Origin of the sequence: Streptomyces sp. NPDC050842 (assembly GCF_044456565.1) — a bacterium.
Taxonomy (GTDB): domain Bacteria; phylum Actinomycetota; class Actinomycetes; order Streptomycetales; family Streptomycetaceae; genus Streptomyces.
Window position 1 is genome coordinate 251209 of the sequence record NZ_JBITGA010000010.1, and the last position, 18767, is coordinate 269975.

Annotated in this window: 11 protein-coding genes; 9 read left to right on the plus strand and 2 right to left on the minus strand. The window is 68.6% G+C overall.

Going from position 1 to position 18767, the window contains the following annotated elements; all coding sequences use genetic code 11:
- Positions 1–26 precede the first annotated feature (26 nt).
- The 4 genes from ACIBG6_RS30925 to ACIBG6_RS30940 are packed head-to-tail and all read left to right on the plus strand — an operon-like array spanning position 27 to position 3364.
- Positions 27–386: a hypothetical protein gene (locus tag ACIBG6_RS30925; RefSeq protein WP_266907177.1), complete on the plus strand. Its 360-nt coding sequence runs from the start codon at positions 27–29 to the stop codon at positions 384–386.
- 4 nt (positions 387–390) lie between these two features.
- Complete coding sequence (locus ACIBG6_RS30930) at positions 391–1692, plus strand: radical SAM protein (RefSeq protein WP_399225990.1); 1302 nt, start codon at positions 391–393, stop codon at positions 1690–1692.
- The gene (locus tag ACIBG6_RS30935; RefSeq protein WP_399225992.1) at positions 1689–2567 is read left to right on the plus strand and encodes a radical SAM protein; all 879 of its coding nucleotides are present in this window, start codon (positions 1689–1691) and stop codon (positions 2565–2567) included. Before ACIBG6_RS30930 ends, ACIBG6_RS30935 begins: the two co-directional genes overlap by 4 nt.
- A gap of 14 nt (positions 2568–2581) precedes the next feature.
- Positions 2582–3364 (plus strand): hypothetical protein, encoded by a 783-nt coding sequence (locus ACIBG6_RS30940; protein ID WP_399225994.1) that lies wholly within the window; start codon positions 2582–2584, stop codon positions 3362–3364.
- A gap of 61 nt (positions 3365–3425) precedes the next feature.
- Here ACIBG6_RS30940 and aspS read toward each other — a convergent pair whose 3' ends face one another.
- Positions 3426–4742, minus strand: coding sequence for an aspartate--tRNA(Asn) ligase (gene aspS / locus ACIBG6_RS30945; protein WP_399225995.1), 1317 nt, complete (start codon positions 4740–4742; stop codon positions 3426–3428).
- Positions 4743–5801: 1059 nt separating this feature from the next.
- On the opposite strand from aspS, the gene ACIBG6_RS30950 reads away from it, so the two are divergent.
- Positions 5802–7796, plus strand: coding sequence for an N-6 DNA methylase (locus ACIBG6_RS30950; protein ID WP_399225996.1), 1995 nt, complete (start codon positions 5802–5804; stop codon positions 7794–7796).
- Between the two features lie 3 nt (positions 7797–7799).
- Here ACIBG6_RS30950 and ACIBG6_RS30955 read toward each other — a convergent pair whose 3' ends face one another.
- Positions 7800–9293: a serine/threonine-protein kinase gene (locus ACIBG6_RS30955; RefSeq protein ID WP_399225997.1), complete on the minus strand. Its 1494-nt coding sequence runs from the start codon at positions 9291–9293 to the stop codon at positions 7800–7802.
- A 145-nt stretch (positions 9294–9438) separates the two neighbouring features.
- Here ACIBG6_RS30955 and ACIBG6_RS30960 point away from each other — a divergent pair, with 145 nt between their 5' ends.
- Genes ACIBG6_RS30960 through ACIBG6_RS30975 form a run of 4 tightly spaced genes read left to right on the plus strand, consistent with a single transcriptional unit; the run spans position 9439 to position 18763 of the window.
- Positions 9439–11067 (plus strand): PD-(D/E)XK nuclease family protein, encoded by a 1629-nt coding sequence (locus tag ACIBG6_RS30960; protein ID WP_399225998.1) that lies wholly within the window; start codon positions 9439–9441, stop codon positions 11065–11067.
- 5 nt (positions 11068–11072) lie between these two features.
- Positions 11073–12224, plus strand: coding sequence for a hypothetical protein (locus ACIBG6_RS30965; RefSeq protein WP_399226000.1), 1152 nt, complete (start codon positions 11073–11075; stop codon positions 12222–12224).
- A complete protein-coding gene (locus ACIBG6_RS30970; protein ID WP_399226001.1) occupies positions 12217–15810 on the plus strand; it encodes a hypothetical protein in 3594 nt (1197 codons plus the stop codon). Before ACIBG6_RS30965 ends, ACIBG6_RS30970 begins: the two co-directional genes overlap by 8 nt.
- Positions 15811–15829: 19 nt before the next feature.
- Positions 15830–18763, plus strand: a complete 2934-nt coding sequence (locus ACIBG6_RS30975; protein ID WP_399226002.1) for a pPIWI_RE module domain-containing protein — start codon at positions 15830–15832, stop codon at positions 18761–18763.
- The last annotated feature ends 4 nt before the right edge of the window (positions 18764–18767 follow it).

Below are 18767 nucleotides of genomic sequence, written 5' to 3' on the forward strand. Positions count from 1 at the left end.
GTCACCTTCGACCAAGGAGATCAGCTATGCCGAAGCCCAGGAAAGAGAAGCAGAACCACCTCATCTACGCGGACGTCGTGGACTCCAAGTCCAAGGCGGGCGTGTGGATGGGTGAGCGTGCTTCCTTCCGCGACAAGCAGGGCCGCATCCTGGAGGCCCTGAAGGACCGCACCGACTGGGTCAGCCTGGAGGGCGCGGTCATGGTCATCAGCACCGAGCCGGCCGGTCTCACGGTCATCGCGCCGAACCCGACGCTCCCCGGTGTGATCGTCCTCTCCGACGGCGGTTCCCCCGCGGCCTCCGCCCGGCTCCAGGCCGACGCCGAGGACAAGGTCCGCGCCGTCATGGCCGAGCTGGGCATCGCCGAAGAGGAAACGGCGGCCTGACCCAGTGGCCACTCCCCAGCTGCTGTGGGGGAAATACTTCCAGTACGACCGGGACGGCGAGGCTGTCCTCCTCGACCCGGTCACGCTGGAGAGTGTGCTTCTCGACTCCGGCGAGGTCTCTGACCTCGCCGGGGTCCCCCCGACCGCGACACACTTAGCCCTCGCCGGGCTCGGCTTCACCCAGGACGGCCCCGCGGCCGACCGCCGTGAAGCACTCCACCACCGCCTCCACACCCTGGGCATCGACCCGACACCGCGCAGGATCAGCGGCCTCCGGGTGGTGCTCACCGACCGCTGCAACATGGCCTGCACGTACTGCTTCGTCGACACCAACAGCGGCAAGCCTGACATGACGGAGCAGGAGCTCGCCGCCGGTCTTGAGTTCCTGTTCGAGCAGAATGCGGGGCAGGAAGAGGTCTCGATCCAGTGGTTCGGCGGCGAGCCGACCATCTGCTTCGACCTCATGCAGTACGGCGACGAACTCGCCGACACCCTCGCAGCCCGCTACGGCGTCGAGCGGGTCCGGCGCACAGTCGTCACCAACGGCGCCCGCCTGACAGACGAGGCCCTCGACCACTTCGTGCAGCGTGAGTACGGGGTGGGCATCTCCATCGACGGCCCACCGGGGATCAACTCGGCGAACCGGCTGCTCCTCGGCGGCCAGCCCGCGGACGACCGGATCCGCCGCAACGTCCGGCGCCTGGTCGAGGCAAAGGGCCTGCACGTCGGCTGCAACCTCACCCCCACGGCGTCGAACATCGGGCGCCTGGCCGAGAGCGTGCAGTGGATCATCGACGACCTCGGCCTCAAGTTCATCTACGTCAACACACCCATCCCCACCGGGGGCCAGTGGCGGGTGAACGGCGCGGACCTGGCCCGGGAGCTCTACGAGGCCCGTCTGACCGCGCTCGGGAAAGGCGGGATGCTCTTCTCCGTCCTGGACCGGGCCTTCCAGGCCCTCGACACCCGCCGGCCGATGCTGTTCGACCACATGCAGGGAGACCGCAGTCTCAACGCCGCCCTGCTGCCCGGGAACCGGGTCAGCGTGTGCGACATCAACTTCACCGAGCCCTCGTTCCTCCACACACTCGACGACCTGCGGTCTGACCCCAGCCTCCTCACGAGGGCGACGAAGAAGGTCGCGCCGCTCCCCGAGTGCGGCGAGTGCCCGGCGCTGGCCATCTGCGGTGGCCCGTCCCGCAACGAACAAGCCCTCATCGGCGGCAGCACCCCCGACCCGCAGATGTGCGCCTTCTATACCAACACCGTGGCCATCGCGGTGTGGGACAACACGGGGGTGCAATGAGCACCCCGGTCCGTACGGCGCTGATCTCGACGGCGGGGCACTGCGAGGTCGCGTGCAGCTTCTGCTTCCGGGCCGACCGCGCACGCGGCTTCCTCACCACCGCCACGTACACGCGTGCCCTGTCGCGGCTGAAGGAGACCGGGGTCGAGGGCGTGTGCCTCACGGGCGGTGAGCCGACCCACCACCCAGAGCTCCGGCAGCTCGTCCGCCTGGCCCTCCAGTTCGGCATGACGGTGTCCATGGTGACCTCGGCCCGCTCCGAGGCTGAGGTCGCTGCCCTCGCGGAGGTCGGTCACCTTCTGACCAACGTGACCGTCTCCGCGGACTCGCAGGGCGCAATGATGCTTGGCCGCACCACACGGACGGCGGCCTCGGCTGTCGCGACGCTGGACGCCGTCGACACCCCCTCGAAGGTCCTTCACCTCACCTACTGGGATGTGGACGACGAGGAAGCCGCCCAGCTCGCCGACCTCGTAGCGGGAACGGGGATCGACATCCAGTTGAGCCCCGTCCTCCTCTCCGAAAGCGCCCTGCGCCGGGACAGCCGATCACTCCAGGACTCCCTGATGCAGAGGGCGCGCGACACGGCGGCACTCGACCAGTACTTCCGCCTGTCCAACGGATACCGGTCCTACCTCGACGACCTGCGGCAGCTACAGCTGTCCAAGGAGGAGAGTCACCCCTGTCGGTCGGCCACCCTCTACATGTCGGCTGACGGCGAGGTGCGGCACTGCCCCTACGGAGCCTCCGAGGTCAGTGTCCACGCCCCACGTACCGAGATCCGGGCCTTCCTCGACGCGCCGGCCACGGACCGCGTCGTACCCGACTGCGCCGCCATCTGCCGCCCCGCGTCCCGCGACTGCGCGGCGGCCTGACCTTGGGGGTCCACGTGCAACCGTCGGTCTCCGTCACCGATCCCGACGACTTCAACAGTCACTGGAGGCAGCCGCCGAACTTCCGCATGCAGGTCCCGTTCGACTACCTGTTCCTACCGGCGATCGACATCCTCGACCACGTCCGCCGGGACGAGGAGGTGCGGTTCACGATCCTCGGCGAGGACGACTGGAAGGTGCGCATGGACCGCACCGCCGCGTTCCGGACGGCCCCGGTCGAGGAGATCGCCACGTGGCCGTTCCGCCTGGTGCACTTCAACCTCGCCCGGTTCTACGGCGAGATCCTGACCGGCTTCCAGGACGAGGTCATGGTGCCCTGGCGCACCTACCTGTCGTCGCAGGGATTCACGTGGCAGCGGTGCGCACCCATCCTGTTCCTGTCCACCGAGGGCGCGGCCTCGACCTACCACAACGACAACTCGCACGGTCTGGTGTGGCAGGTCCAAGGGATCAAGACCTTCCACAGCTACCACAACCCCGACAAGCACCTGTCCCCCGAAGCCGCGGTCCTCGGTGAGACCACCGCCGAAGATCCCCCACCGCACGACGAGGCGCAGCGGCAGTCGGTGACGATGCAGCCAGGCGACCAGCTGTGGAGCCACGCCCTGACCCCGCACTGGGTCACCACCGAATCGCCACTCGCGCTCAGCGTCACCCTCTCCCACGGCGGCCTGTCCCGCAGCGGCCGATACGCCGACCGCGAGCTGGCGCTGCGCGACCACTGGGACAAGAACCCCGCCGAGGCGTGGACGCTCGACCTCGGCCACACCCGTTACTGAGCGAGCCCCAGCTGCCCCACCGCCAGATAGGCGGTGGGGCAGCAGTGCGGGTACCCCTGGCTCAGGGGGTGAGGCGGTTCGGTCCCCGGAACAGGAACGCGGCCTCGCGGATCGAGTCCAAGCCGAGCATGACCATCAGGATCCGGCCCAGGCCGGCGCCGAGGCCGCCATGGGGCGGGCACCCGAACCGGAAGATGTTCATGTAGTCCTGCATCGGCTCGGTGTCCATGCTCTTCTCCTCCGCCTGCTTAAGCAGCACGTCGGAGCGGTGCTCACGCTGGGCCCCGGTGGTGATCTCCAGGCCCTTCCAGAGCAGGTCGAAGCTGAGCGTCAGGTCCGGCCGTTCCGCCGGACGCATGTGGTAGAAGGGCCGGATGCTGGCCGGGTAGTGCGTGATGAACACGAACTCGTGGCCCGTGAGCTGCTTCATGTGGGCGGCGATGGTGCGCTCGCCTTCCGGGTCCAGGTCCTCCTTGACGCCTTCGGGGTCCCAGCCGCCGGCCCGCAGGATCTCCTGCGCCTCGGCCATTGTGATCCTGGGGAACGGAGCCTCCGGCACCACGACCTCGATGCCGAAGACCTCCCGGATCGCCTCACCGTGTACCTCGGCGACCTTCGCGATGGCGTGGGCGAGCATCCGCTCCTCGAACGCCATCACGTCCTCGACGTCGTCGATCCACGACAGCTCGACGTCCACGCCGGTGAACTCGGTCGCATGCCGGGAGGTGTACGACGGCTCGGCACGGAAGACAGGGCCGATCTCGAAGACCCTGTCGATGCCGGCGGCCACGGCCATCTGCTTGTAGAACTGCGGCGACTGCGCGAGGTAGGCCGAGCGGTCGAAGTACCCAAGCTTGAACACCTCCGCGCCGGACTCCGAGGCGGTGCCCATCAGCTTCGGCGTGTGCATCTCCGTGCAGCTGTTCTGCATGGCGTACTCGCGCAGCCCCTGCTCCAGGGTCGTTTGCGCGGCGAACACCATCTGCGCGGTGGCCCGCTTGCGTACGTCGAGGAACCGCCAGTCGAGCCGGTGCTCGGGGCCGGTGTGCTCGTCGATCGGCAGAGGTGTCTCCGCCCGGTTCAGCACCTCGATCGTCTCGGGGACGATCTCCAGGCCACCCAGGTTGACCTGGGCCGCCTCTACAACGCGGCCGGTGATCCGGACGGCGGACTCAGGGGTAAGCGATTCGATGACGGCTTCGAGCGGGCCGCCGTCGCGCTTGTGGGTCACCTGCGCCATGCCGGAGTGGTCCCGCAGGATGACGAACTGCATCTTGCGCTGCAGCCGTAGCGCGTTCACCCAGCCGGAGACGGTGACGGTCTGGTCGAGGTGTGCGCGTAGGTCAGAAACCAGTACGCGGCTAGTCGTGTGGATCATCGCAGCCCTCCAGGGGCGTCGTCATGATCCCTTGGAAGCGTGGGCGAGAAGGGTACTCGCGGTGCCACCACGCCTTTGCCACCGCCAGACAGCGGCGGCCTCATTCAGCCCGATGACGGGGGCAAACCGGCGGGGCATTGGGCCCGAGGGCCTTTCCTCCCCGCGCTCGGGAGGGTCTTCACCACGGGTGCGAGTCCGCCTTCACAGCTGCCGGCGGCTCTCTCTGCTCGCGTGATCCGTGGCTACTCGTCTCCGTCGACGCGTTGGTCACGAGCATAAGGACCCCGCAAGTCCGTCGCAACGGAATCAGCACGGTGGCGTGCCTCGTGACCAAATGCTGCCCCTACCGAAGCGGTCCTTCGCTATTCCGTGGTTGCAGTTTCCCTCCACCGCGGCCCCGGCCCACGTGTGATGCCAGCCCAGGACCCGCGCCCCGGTGGACAGGCCGCTGGTACGCCGGGCAACTCGGTACAAAGCGAGGTCGACCAGGCCGGGACCGGTGAAATCACGGGCGAAGTCGAGCAGGAGCCACTGCGTCTCGCCATATGGACGCTGATGGGTGAACGCGGAGCGCCCCAGCGGAACGGGACGGCGCCACCCCCCTGGGAACGGACTTCGCGGCGAGGAAGATCTTCCCCGGAGCGTCTCGATGTCGTCGCAGTCCAGCCAGGCACCAGCCCAGCGAGTGACTTGCCCTCCCACAGTGCGAGCCCTCCCCAGAAAGAAGGCGTTGGGCACCATCGGCGTGACGTGCCGCTCCATACATATATGCCCAGGCAGGCTTGCAGCCGTAGCTGCAGTCTCCTACCACTTCGCACGGTTGAATACACCGTCCAGCTGGGGATCTCTGCGTAGCCGGGGAAAGAAGCAGCGCCTGGGATCGGACCCAACCTGCAGCGCGATCGACTGTGCGTTCGCTCCTCCGCGGCCACGGACGCGCAGGGCGGACACTCCACGCTCCTCTAGCGTTCGTAAACTGAGTCAAGCAACACATGGCCACCCACAGGAGCCATCGATAGCTTGGCGGTGTCACGGCCACCGAAACTTCCGGAGAGTCTCATGTCCAAATCCAACGGGTCGACTGTCCTGGTGACCCTCGCAGAGATTGCCCGTCTCGCCGGCGTAGGTCGTGCCGCCGTCAGCAACTGGCGGCGACGCTACAAGAGCTTCCCGGCTGCGATTGGCGGTACTGACACGAGCCCTCAGTTCTCCCTTCCGGATATCGAGAAGTGGCTGCGTGACGAGAACAAGTTCAAGGTTCCCGAACGGCCCTTGGAGCGCCTGTGGCCAGAGTTCGAAGCGCTCGGTGACCGCGATGCCATGGGACTGCTGGTGGCAGCCGTGGGCGCCCGCCTCAGTGCGACTCGGGCGGAGATTCCTTCGCCCGACCTACCCAAGCTGGGAGAGGTCGAGACCCGGCTCTTGGAGCGAGCAGTCGCGGCGGCCCGCGGCGAGGGAGCCGAGCGGACATTCGACTTCTTGCTGGGCCGGTGGCTACGGACGTATGTGCGCCAGGTCACCGCCACTCCAGAGCCACTAGCAGCCCTCATGGCCTCCATCGCGTCTTTCGTTCATGACGGCGATGTACGTACCGCCCTCGATCCCGCGTGCGGAACGGGAACCTTGCTTCTGGCAGCGGGTCGGCTCGGGCGGGGGTCACAGGAGGTAAAGCTGTTGGGTCAGGACAACGAGCCCGTGCTCGCCGCCCTTACCTCGGCTCGACTGGCCATGGCCGGATATCTCCCAATCGTGACAGCCTCCGACACACTGCGTGCTGACGTCCACGCCGGTGTACGCGCGGACGTAGTGTTGTGTAATCCGCCGTCGAACGAACGCGACTGGGGACATGAGGAACTCGCCACCGACCCGCGTTGGGTGTACGGGCTCCCACCGCGGACCGAGCCTGAACTTGCCTGGGTGCAACACGCTGTCGCATCAATGGCGCCCGGCGGCGTCTGTGTACTGGTCCTGCCTCCCGCTGTCGCGGTCCGCCGCGCGGGGCGGCGTATCCGAGCGGGACTGCTGCGCGCAGGGGTACTCCAAGCCGTCATCGCGCTGCCGCCCGGCGCCGCACCACCACACTCTGTCGGCCTGCACCTCTGGGTACTAAGAGCGGCAGACACACGGAATCCTCGGACCGACCTGGTTCTGATGGACGCCGCCCATGGACTGGACGCCACAGCCGGGAAGGCCGGCATCGATTGGCCTCGGCTGCAGGAAGGGGTGTCGGCTACGCTTCGGGGCGAGCAATCCTCCGGAAGCGTAGCCATTCCAGTGATCGAGTTGCTCGACGAAAAGGTAGACCTCACACCGGCACGGCACATCCCGGGCGAAGACGCCGCCAGTGTGGCCGATCTGCGCCGGTCGTGGACCCGGTTCGGCGCACACCTCGACGAATTGCGCGACATCGCGGCGTCATTGTCCACTCTGCACCCTGCGGAGGGCCACGATCCCGTCAGTCGCACAACCGTCGCGGAACTGGAGCGCGCCGGCGCCGTCGAAATCTTCTCGGGCCAAGGCCTGCCCGACCAGATCGTTCAGCGCGGAGAACGGCCTGAGGACACCGTGCCTGTGCTGACGGTTCCCGGTCTCCTCCTGCCCGGAGGGACCGAACACTGGCTGCCCGCCAAGGAAGTACCACGCGGGATGGCCGACGGGACCGTCACCCTGACCGCATCGGAAGATGTGATCGTAGTGGGTGTGACCAGGTCATTCGATGCCCGGGTCGACGTCGGGGCTCCTTCGGTGCTCGGACCTCACCTCTACGCTCTCCGCGCGGATCCATCGCTCCTCGATCCATGGTTCCTGGCGGGCTGCCTGCGCGCCCCTTCCAACGTCCGGCAGGCGGGCACCCATGCCTCCACCTCATCCCGGGTGGACGTGCGACGGCTGCAGGTGCCCCGGCTCCCCCTGCACGAACAGCAGCGCTACGGGGAGATCTACCGGAAGATCGCTGCCTTCGAGCGGGAGCTGCATGGGATGAACTCCGTGAGCAGCGACCTGGGGCGGTCGCTGGGCGATCTTCTGGCCTCGGGCGGACTGCTCAGTGGCTGAGACTCACCACCGTGCCAGCTTCGCAACGAGCGGGGCAATGGCCGAGCCGCAACCGCGCTCATCGAGCTCCAGCGCGACCTCTCGGCATCGCGCCACAAGGCGATCAGGAGCGGCGGCAAACTCCAGCACATCGGTGACGGCCTCTTCCCAGGCCATCACCGCGCCCAGCAGATCGTCCTCCGGCACCTTGCACTCGGCAGCACCCACCCGGGCCTCCAGGGCCAAGGCGCGCAACACCGGGTCTGCGCGCCCGTGCAGGGCCACGGCAACCTGCTCGTACAACGATGCTGCCCGACGGTCGTTCCCCGCAAGGCGTGCCGAGTCGGCGCACATCAGCTGCGCCTCCGAGACCGCGAATTCGCGCAACCCCCAGTCAGCGACAGCCCCGTCGAGCGCAAGCGCCAGCTGCTCGCATCCGACACCCGGGGTCTCCGCTTCGAGCTCGGTCCGCGCCTGAAGCAGCAGACCGGCGAACTCCTGGCGGCCCAGCCAGGCCCCACGGCGCCGAACAGGCCGTCGCGGCGAGGGCTTGGCACCCCCGAAGGCGGGAGCGAAGGCCGGCCCGGCCGGACATCGGTAGCGTGTGGTGGGGTCGGGATCCAGTTCGGGTTCTGGAGCCGGGTCTCCGGGTCTCGGCAGATGGTCGCGCAGGACGACCAGGATGTCTTCGATGTGGGCCGGCCGGTCGGCCGGGGTCTTCCCCAGGAGATCCCACACCAGATCGTCGAGATCCTGCGGGAGCCCGGCATTGATCTCCCGGATACGCAGCGGGAGATCCTCGACATGCTGTGTGTCCCGGTTGCGATCCGGTTTGTCTCTGAACGGCCCCTCGCCGGTGACCAATTCGAAGACCACGCAGCCGAGAGCGTAGAAGTCCACCGAGGCGGATACCTCCTGCTGGCCTCGCAGCTGCTCGGGCGCCATGTATCCAGCACTGCCCGGCGTCGCGCCGAGCGCGGTGTAACGGGTCGCGTCCGGGTCGGTGAGATAGGCGATGCCGAAGTCGAGCAGCTTGACCGCCCCGCCAACGGATGCAATGACTATGTTGCCGGGTTTGAGGTCCCGATGGACCACACCGCGGGAGTGGGCGTGGGCGAGCGCTTCGGTGATCTGTACAGCGATGGCACACGCCGCATCAAGCGGAAGAGGACGACGCAGATCGAGGAAGTCCCGCAGAGTGACGCCGTCGACGTACTCCATAACGAGATACGGTTCCTCGCGGAGATAGCCTCGGTGCAGCAGCCTCGGGATCGCGGAGTGGTCCAGCTCCCCGAGGATCACCCCTTCGCGCTCGAACCGCCTGAGCAGCTCAACCCTGCGGCGCGCCTGTTCCCGCGGACTGAAGCGGCCTTGTGTGTAGGCGTCGAGACGAAGCACCTTGACGGCGACCGTCAGTCCGGTTGCCGTCTCGGTCGCCTTCCAGATGCTGCCCATGCCGCCCTGGTCGAGAGACTCGTCGACCCGGAATCGGCCGTCGAGGACTTCCCCCGCTTCCACACCGCACCCCCGTTCGCCATGAACCGTGCCCCGCCAGCACACCATATCGTTTCACAGTCGACCCACATTGAATCGCTTGACTAAGTTCACAGACATACGCTTCCCTTGTTGAGGCTCTTCCGTCTCCCCAAGCAAGGGGTCCGTCATGACGCTTCAGCTGCCCCTCCCCCGCACGGACGGCGACATCAGACTCATCCGTACCTCCTTGCCGCTCTTGCGGGAGGATCCGCGGGACTGCCCACGCGGGACTGCCGTGCGGGCCAGACCGTTCATCGAACAGGTGCCGGAACGGCCACGCCGCAAGCCGGTCGAGGACTTCGCCCTCGCGCCGGTGATGAAAGCCCTCGACGCCATCGAGTACAACGGTGCAGACGTGGAGACAGCACTGCGGCAACTCGCCAGCAACCGTAGATACCATGCAGCGCACCTCCATTGGGCCTCTGAAGCCGTGCGCGGCTACCTGGCCGCGCGGAAGGCGGCCGAGGCAGAGCGTCAGACACTCAAGAGGCTCGCAACCGTGCCCGTGCGGGAGCAGTGGGCCAGCATCAGGCAACTCGAACTCCCCGACAGCCGTGGGGCGACACGCTACGAGCGCACCGCCTGGGGTCGCCGCTACGCATCCGACGACGGTTCCGAGCGCGAGTTGTGGCTGCTCTCCGTCAATACCTTCAAGGAGAACCGCCCACACGCCGAGATCGCCGAGGCGGCCTCCGTCGCCGCCACCGGGACCCCGTCCGACTCGGCGTTCCGGGACATCCACCGGCCCGCACCGGGCAGTACGACACACCCGGACCGGGTTCGGATCATCAGTGTCGGGTGCGGCGACGGCTCCTACGCGGTCCTCGCCGACTGGGACGCCGAGGAGACCGCACACCAGTACGCGACACACGCCAAGCCCGTACTGGGCCGCATTGTCGCGGACGACAGGCTGAATCCCGGCTCCAGCTGCGAGCGCTGCGAAGCCCTCGCCGGCTGCGCAAAGCCGGCCAGGACCCCCGGTCTGCTCGGCGTACCCGCCCCACACCTAACCCGCAAGCGACGCTCCGTCTCCGCCTCCGATCTGCGCACACATGCCCGTTGCCCGGCACTGTTCCATCTGACCCGGGTCCTGCACCTGAAGTCGTCCGAGCCGGAGAGCGAGCCGATCCGCAGGGGGCGTGCCGTAGATGCCTGGCTCAATCAGCAGCATAGTAAAGGGAGTTGTTACGGCGTATCCCTTCCCGAGTCCTTGCCCTCCCTGGCCACCGGCGAGCAGGCGCCCGCACTCGCCATGCTCGCTGAGCACCTGCGCGCCTGTCCGCTGGAAGGTCTCGGAACCGCTGAGCAGGTCGAGGTCCAGAAGCGGCTCACCACATACGACCCGGAACTCGATACGGTGATCGTCGCAGACCCAGATTTGCTGTACACCCGGTCCGGCGGATGGATCTGGCACGAGACCAAGACCGCGACCCGCCGCCCATGGGAGGGCCAGGAACTACTGGAAACCCACCCCCAGCTGGCATTGGCAGTCCTGCTGATGTCCGCCGGCGTGCCGGGCGGCGACCCCCGCCGTTCCCTGATCGAGTTGGAGTTCCTGTACGAGGGCGGTTCGCGTTGCGAGGAGATCGACCCGGGTGATCCGGACACCCTTGCTGCCGCCCGCCGCATCGTCGCCCGGCTCGCCGGCCCGTGGGCCGTCGACGAGACGTACGAGCCGAAGACCGGCGAGCACTGCGGGAACTGCGAGATGCTGCGCCACTGTGCCGCCGGCCAGGCCCATGCGAAGGCTGAGTGACAGACGTGGAGACAGCCGGCACTCTGCCGCCGCACGCAGCCGACTGGTCGGCGCACGACGGCGTCCCGCTGATTCGCACTCTCGCTTCCGCGCTGACCGCTCTCGACGCCGTCACGGGGCTGAATGCCTTCACCCTGCCCTACCCACCCGAGGTCCAGCGCGCCTTGGACCGGACCGTGCTGGCCTGCTTGGAGCGGGGCGCGCAACCACCGATGAGCCTGCCCGACCTGCTGGCCTGGTGCCGGGAGCGCCCGATGGCGGACTGGCCCGTGGACCTGCCCGCCGATGCGGTCAACCCGGGTGACCTTCTGCTCGACCCCGTGTCCTCGCGGCCGAGCGAGCTGTGTCATGAGTGGGCGGAGCAGTCGCGGGACAGCGCCCTCACTCACCGCGACCGCGAAATCATCCACTCTGCGCTCCGGCTGTGCCGAGAGCACGGCGAGGAGGACGCCTACACGGAGTTCCGTCGGCTGCTCGTCAACCGACCGGTACTGACCTCCGCCGAGGCTTTCGCGGTTTCCGTCGACCATGTACTCGACCCGGTCAAGGAGCTCGTCCGGCGCATCTACCAACCCGCCCCCGACAGCTACATACGTGCGGACACCTATTCGGTCTGCGGGCGCTGCCAAACCCTGCTCACTCCGGTCCGGGACGGCTCATGGTGGTGCGAGCGCGACCGCTGCCGCCGCCAGGGACCACCTCCGGTCGGGCGTCGCATCGCCGTGGACGAGGCTGGTGAACTGCTCCAGTTGGAGCGCCCGCTGCGGCAGTTCGTCACCGGTCCTGGGCGCGCCGAGGCAGACCTGGAAACGGCTCTGGTGAAGCTGGGCCTTCGCGTAAGAATGTGGCCCGCCTACGACGCCTACGACCTGCATGTCACCTTCCCCGACGGCTGGGTATGGGCGATCGACGTGAAGGACTGGGCCCATCCGGCGTTCCTGGGCCGTGCCGCGCGCCCTGTCCGCCAGGAGCCCCGCTATGACGAGGCCTTCTGGGTGGTACCCCGGAGCCGGGTCGAGGACCGCCCCGGCTACATCGCCTCCTACGAACGCAACCGGCCCGCGGGGGCCCGCACACTTCCGCTGCTGACCGACAGCACGCTGACCGAACGTGCCCGTGCCCGACTGCGGGGGAACGAAGGAGGAAGCCTTGCGTGACCGTGACAGCTGGCACAAGCCGGTGAGCAGGGAACTCGCCAGGCTGTGGAGCGAGCTTCCGGACGACCTGGCCGGAGTGAAGCCGACCTTGCTTTGCCAAGTCGAGCTGGCGCTCCGGCTGCTGATGCGCATCGCGCCGGAGGAATCCCCAGAGGGTGCGTACGTCCTGCTGGGCGGCTACCCCTTCACCCACGCACGAGGTCACGCGGTGACCGACGAGCACGAGGTGATGCTCACCGCCGGCCGCCACCTGCTGTGGACAATGCGCCGCCGCCGTACCTGGCGGCAGGCCCTGGAGACGTACCGTGCGCTGCCGTCGCGGCTACGCGCGTACGAGGTACCCGCAGACGGCTCCCCGGCAGTGCCGGTCGATCCCGTCATCGCCTCGGACCGGTTCACGGTGTACGACGCCGCGCTGGGCGCATTGCCCCCACTCGCCCGCAAGGAACTGCTGCTGGCTCCGTCTGGCCGGTCCACCTTCCTCGCCTGGCGGCGCCCCACCTCTGTCACCCTTCCCGAACGCATGCGGCCGGAGCCCGTGCCTGGTCACCGGCCGGAGCGAGGGCGCCCCGGTGGAGGGAGGCCGCTCACCCTTACTCGGCACGAACTCGCCGACACGGCACGGTGGATGGATGGACAAGAGCGCGCGGCGGGGGTGGAGAGCCCTGGCCACTGGCAGAAGCGTCTGGAGGAATTGCGCATCGCCCCGCGCACGGCTGATGGCTTCGCCTTCAACGACTCCGAGACCATGCACCTGGACGGACTGCTACACCTGGCCGGCATGGTCGGCGCCGGAAAGTCGACCCTGATGACCGTCATCGCCGTGTGGGGCGCCCGCCGGGGTCTGCGGACGACGCTCGTCGTCGGCGACGTGGCCGAGCAGCTGCGGCTTAGTGCGCTGCTGCGCGACCTCGATCTGTCCGCGACTCCTGTACTGGGCCTCACCACCCGGCAGACGCATGTGCAGCGCCTGCACCGCAGGCTCGCCGCCCGTGGCCTCGGAAACCTCCTCGATCACGACGCCCCCGGCTTCGACGACCTCAGCACGGTGTGCGTACTGGATGCCTTGCGCGGCACCGAGGCGGTAGAGCCGCTTCGGTACGCCGATGCCCCGTGCGCCTCTCTCTACCCGGAGAAGCAGAAGCGCGTCGAGGATCCCGGGGCCACGGCCCTTCCGGAGCCCTACCGCCCAGGCAGGCAGGAACACGCTACTCCGGACACCCGTCCGGCCGAGAAGAAGGGCACCGCGCACGGCTGTCCCGTGTGGCACGCGTGTCCGCGCCACCAATCGGCCCGGGATCTGGTGGACTCCCTGATCTGGGTGGCGAATCCGGCGAGCCTGGTGCAGTCCTCGGTTCCCCGCCACCTGGGTGATGAGCGATTGCGTCATCTTGAACTGGCCTGCCTGCGGAGCGACATCATCATCGTGGACGAGGCCGACTCGGTCCAGATGAAGCTGGACGAGATCTTCGCCCCGTCCGCGACGCTGGTCTCCCCCGGTATCGACTCCTGGCTGGACCAGGTGCAGACCCACCGCATCGAGGAGCTGTCCAAGCAGGGCAGGCTGCCGCTCACCGACCAGGAGATCGAACGCTGGTCAGCCTCGCTGACTGTGGCGCACTCGGCGACGGACCGGCTGTACAAGCTGCTGATCTCGGACGGCGAACTGCGCGAGTGGGCGGATATCGAGTACTTCAGCCCGTGGACCCTCCAGGAGAAGTTGTTCCGCGACTGGTTCCCGGCCGACGGCGCAGCGGGAGAGCCCGATGGCGTGCCGACCGAATCGGAGCTGTACGAGGCGTACGAGGACGACGTACCCGAGGCTGAATCGGCCGGCCGGGAGGCCAATGCCGTGCGCAAGGAACTGACGGGGCTCTTCGATGTCTTCCGCGACGATCCACTGGGGGGGCACGGCCCGTACCACGATGAGACCGACGACCTGATTCGGCTGGCCCACGACCTTCTAACCACGCTGTCCGCGTCGGAGACCCGTGGCCGAGTGCTGACGATGCTGCGTCCCCTGCTCGCCCGGACCCCCGCCGCAGCGCGGACATCGGATGCAACCTGGCTCGATCTGACGGCACGCCGCCTGGAGTTCATGCTGCTGCTGAGCGCGCTGAACCAGCGCCTCGACCGGCTGGTGTTCCTGTGGCCTCAGGTGGAGGCTGCCCTGCATCTCGACTCGACCGGCAATGAACTCTCCCGCCGCCCCCCACTCGACTATGCGCCGCTCGTCCCGGAGGCCCCGATGGGCAACGTCCTGGGATTCCAGTACCTGCCGGACGAGCGGGAGCGAGATGACGACGGCCGCCACAGTGGCACCCTGCGCTTCTTCCGTTGTGCGGGAATCGGCCGTGAGCTACTGCTCTCCCTGCACGAGGTGGGCGCCGATCCGGGTGCCGGGCAGCGGGGGCCGCACGTGGTTCTCATGTCGGGTACCAGCTGGGCGGGGACGTCCACCCGCGCTCATCTGCTCGCACCCGTGGGAGCGGTCCTCAAGCCCTCCGAGCGTTCACTGGAAGCGGTCGGAGAATCCGTTTTCACCACGCACTTCCTGTACGACGACGAGGGCCGGCCAATGAGCCTGTCCGGCACCGACCCCAAAGCCCGTCCGGCGGCGGCGCGAGCGCTCGTGAGCCGTCTCGCATCCCCGGGCCGTGGCGGCGCGCCGAGCCCGCTGGAACAGGAGCTGGCGAAGGTGGCTGACGTCCGTCGCAGAAGGGCGATCCTGCTCGTCGGCAGCTACAAGGAAGCGAACACCGCGGCCGAGGTCCTGCACGGTATGGAGCGCTGGCACGGCCGAGTCCGCGTACTCGTGGCCGACGATGCCGACCTGGAACAGGCGGTACGCGGTTCAGGCCCGACAACGGAAGCCGGACCGGTCACCGTGCTGCGCCGCGGCGACCTCGCCTCGTTCGCCGAGGACCGCAGCGCGGAAATCCTGGTGGCTCCGCTGATGGCAGTCGAACGGGGCCACAACATCCTCAACGCACAACGCAACGCGGCCTTCGGTACCGCGCTGTTCCTCGCCCGCCCGCACCCCCGCCCGGACGACCTCTCACTCGCCGTGTTCGCGATCAACGACTGGGCGAGTCGCTTCGTACGGGACGAACCCGGACTGGAACAGGGCACGTTCGGCCAACTTGCAGGAGGCGCGGAGAACCTGGATGCGGCCGGTCTCGCCTTCCGTCATGTGGCACGAGCCGAGTGGCGCAGGCTGCTGGCCCGCCGCTACGTCTACTCGCAGCTGTCCGAGCGCGAGAGGCGGTCCTTCACCTGGGACCAGTTGGTGACCATCTGGCAGGTTATCGGCCGACTGGTACGTGGTGGCGTTCCCGCCCGGGTGGTATTTGTCGACGCGCGCTTCGCACCGCAGACCGCTCGGGCGCTCGCGCCCGGCGTACAAGCGCGGCAGCTACCCGTCGAGGACGGCCTGCTCACCGGCATGCGGGACATCCTCGCCCCGTACTTCGAAGCTGGAGCCTCTCTTCCCACCTGCCCCGATCCCGCCGACCCCGCTGTAGCTCGTCTGCTGTACGCACCGCTCTACACGGCGCTGCGAGACATCACCCACCACACCACTTGACTGGTACAAGGAGATCGTCATGGTCCATCGATACGACGCCATCCGAATCGCCTCCTGGCTGCCGTCCACCCCCGATGCCTCGGTCGTCGCGCGCTACCGCGCCCTGGCCTTTCCCGAAGCGTGGCGCGGGCCACTGCTCGCCCTGTGCAACGCGGGCCGTGAGAAGCAGTGGGAGACCGTCCCCACCTTCCGTATGGACCAGGTGCTCCAGACGCTCGCCCCGGACCTACTAGTGCGGCCCCGACCGTCGGGCCACCGGGGTGAAGGACCGGACTTCTGGCTGTACGCACCCAAGGGAGTGCCCGACCCCCTGCCCCCCGGCGCGCTCCAGGGGCTGCTCGGCGCCTGGCTGCGCGACCTGCGGCCGGAACCCGAGTATCGCGATCTGATGAAGGACACCCGGGCTCTGCTCCACGAGCAGCCGCCGCAGTGGCAGGACGATGTCGAAGTCGAGCTGCTGCGCTGCCCGGTGACCGACGGGGACACCGCAGCCCCGGACTCCCGGCAGTTCCAGCTGACGACCGACTGGCTGGCCCGGTGCATTCTCGACTTGGAGCCGTACGACTTCGGAGCGGGCAGGCTGCACTTCCGGGCCATGCCGCGGGGTCCGCGGGACCGCGGCGCCGAGCTGGTGTCGCAGGCTCTCCCCCATGAGGGGGCACGAGGCACCGAGTGGTTCTCCGTGGTCCTCAACATCACGCTCCAGACGGTGCCGTTCGACCCGCTGCCGCGGTTCCACCTACACACGCAGATCCGCCGGTACGCGACCCGGACAGGCGCCAAGTCGGGCCGGCTACACCTCCCGTACGGCCGCCGTACGACCGTGCTGCTGCGGCCGCCCGTACCGTGGCTCCCGGGAGCGCCGGCGAGCGACCGGTTCGCCGTGGCCCGGCTGGTGTGGGGTCCGAGCGGCTATGACTGGGTGGGCGGCGGCCCCGCCGGAATCCTGCGGAACATCTCCCTCAGCGAGCCTCTCCCGAGTGCCGAAGGGCTTCTGACCTCCCCGTCGGAGTGGATTCGGGACGGAATGCGCGCCGCCGTGGTGTACAGCACTGCGATGGGCTCGCACGAGGTGGGCGCCGGTCTGATGTCCGACCAGCGGTCCCGTATCACCGAGTGGGCGGAGAAGGCCCTGCCCGCCGAGCTGCGCCCGACGCCCGCGCTTGTACGCACCCGGCTCTCTCACAGCACTCCGGCCAACCCACGTCAGGAGCCGTCCGGGGCAGTGCAGAAGGCAACCGCGGAGCGCGAGAGGGCGGATGCCCGCAGGAAGGGAGCCGCCCTCGCGCTGCGCCACCTCTCGCCGGACACCGCGAGTGGTGAACTGCCCGTCATGGAAGCCCGGTTGCTGTGGCAGACACCGGTGCTGCGGGACACCGCGATCGCCGCGCTCGCCGCCCACCTCGATCTGAAGGGTGACGGCGGCGCTCCGGCCGCACCGGAAGGCTATGAGCACGGTCCGGCGGTGCTGGAGTGGCGGATGCCGGAACTGACGGTACGACTGCGCTGCCTCAAGCTGACCGGTTCGCTCAGCGGCGATCTTCCGCTGCCCGACGGGGCCCGGCACTCGCGGGAGGCGGTGTCGACCGCGCTGGCCACCCGCCGTCTCCAGGTAGCGGACTTCATCGCCAAGGACTGCCCGTCCACCGTCCCCGCATTGGCCCTGGTGGAGATCGACCGGGCCAAGGACTTCTCCTCCGCCGCCCACGATCCGAAGTTCGCGCTGCGGCTGGGCTGCGCGGATGCCGGGGTGCTGACCCAGTTCCTGGCCGTCCCGAAGAGGGTGAAGGGCTACAACAGCGAAATGAACATCGGCTTCCGGGCCGCCAAGGCCTGGGACGACGGGCTACGGCAGCTGGGGGTGCGCGTCCACCCCGAGCACAGCCTCGGCGAGAAGCTGCCCCGCGACCTGCGCTATCTGGCGGTGTGGATGGTCCGCAAGAACGCGCGCAGCCGCACGCGTTGGGCGGGGCACGTACCGGTCGCCGTGCTGGTCACACCGGACCCTGCCGGGGATGGCGGCGCCCGGGTGGAGGGCTGGGACGGCGATGCGAGGACCTGGGTGCCCTATCCGGTGATGCTGCTCCAGCTGACCCGCCGCGCAGAGGTCCCGAGGGCACCAGTGCCCGGCCCGCGGGCCGGCGACGCCCCTGTGGGCCGTCCGTCGTGGTGGGCGGACATGGCCCAGCAGCGCCGGGATGCCGAGGAGTGGCTGGAGAAGGTGCTGCGCTCGGTGCGGGGCAAGCCGACACTGCTGCTGGCGCACGCGCAGAACATGCGCTCGCACTGGACGTGGCTGCAGGACGGCAAGGTGGTCGCTGACAAGTTTCGGGGCGGTCATGCCCCGGCCCGCCGGCTGGACCCGGACCTCCGGCTGGTGCGGGTACGAACAGCGCGTGGTCGCGAGACGGCTCAGTGGTGGGGTGTTAACCCGGACGGCGCGAACGGCCTTGCCGCCCATCTGTGGACCGGCCCGTCGGCCGATCCCGAGACGGCTCGTGTCTTCTGGTCGACGACTCCCAAGGCCCGCACGTTCAAGCTGTCGGTGGCCGCCGACAAGCTTGCCCCCCGGGTGAACACCAAAGGCAAGCTGACGATCGACACCGGTGAGGCGGCCTGGAACCCGGGGCTCGTGGAGCTGGCAGTGCTGGGCTGCCACATGCAGGACGGCGACGAGCCCGAGGCTCTGGCCCTGGCCGTCCACCAGCTGCGACAGGCCCCGGACCTGCCGGACGCCCTGAGCCTGCCTCTACCCCTCCACCTGGCGGGCCTGGCCCAGGAGTACGTCCTGCCGACCCGCAGCGAGGAGGTCACAGATACGGCCGCGGAGCCGGCGGCCGACGCGGACCCGGACACGGCGGCTGCCCCGGGCCTGGCGAACGAGCCGGAGCCCGAGGACGAGCAGATCCAGTTGTCGCTGTTCGACCCTTCGACGCTGGTAGCTGGGCAGTAGCCTG

Excerpts from the sequence above, each read along its gene's own strand:
- ACIBG6_RS30975 (WP_399226002.1), top strand. The coding sequence starts at position 15,830 with ATGGTCCATCGATACGACGCCATCCGAATCGCCTCCTGGCTGCCGTCC.
- ACIBG6_RS30950 (WP_399225996.1), top strand. The coding sequence starts at position 5,802 with ATGTCCAAATCCAACGGGTCGACTGTCCTGGTGACCCTCGCAGAGATT.
- ACIBG6_RS30935 (WP_399225992.1), top strand. The coding sequence starts at position 1,689 with ATGAGCACCCCGGTCCGTACGGCGCTGATCTCGACGGCGGGGCACTGC.
- aspS (WP_399225995.1), bottom strand. The coding sequence starts at position 4,742 with ATGATCCACACGACTAGCCGCGTACTGGTTTCTGACCTACGCGCACAC.
- ACIBG6_RS30925 (WP_266907177.1), top strand. The coding sequence starts at position 27 with ATGCCGAAGCCCAGGAAAGAGAAGCAGAACCACCTCATCTACGCGGAC.
- ACIBG6_RS30960 (WP_399225998.1), top strand. The coding sequence starts at position 9,439 with ATGACGCTTCAGCTGCCCCTCCCCCGCACGGACGGCGACATCAGACTC.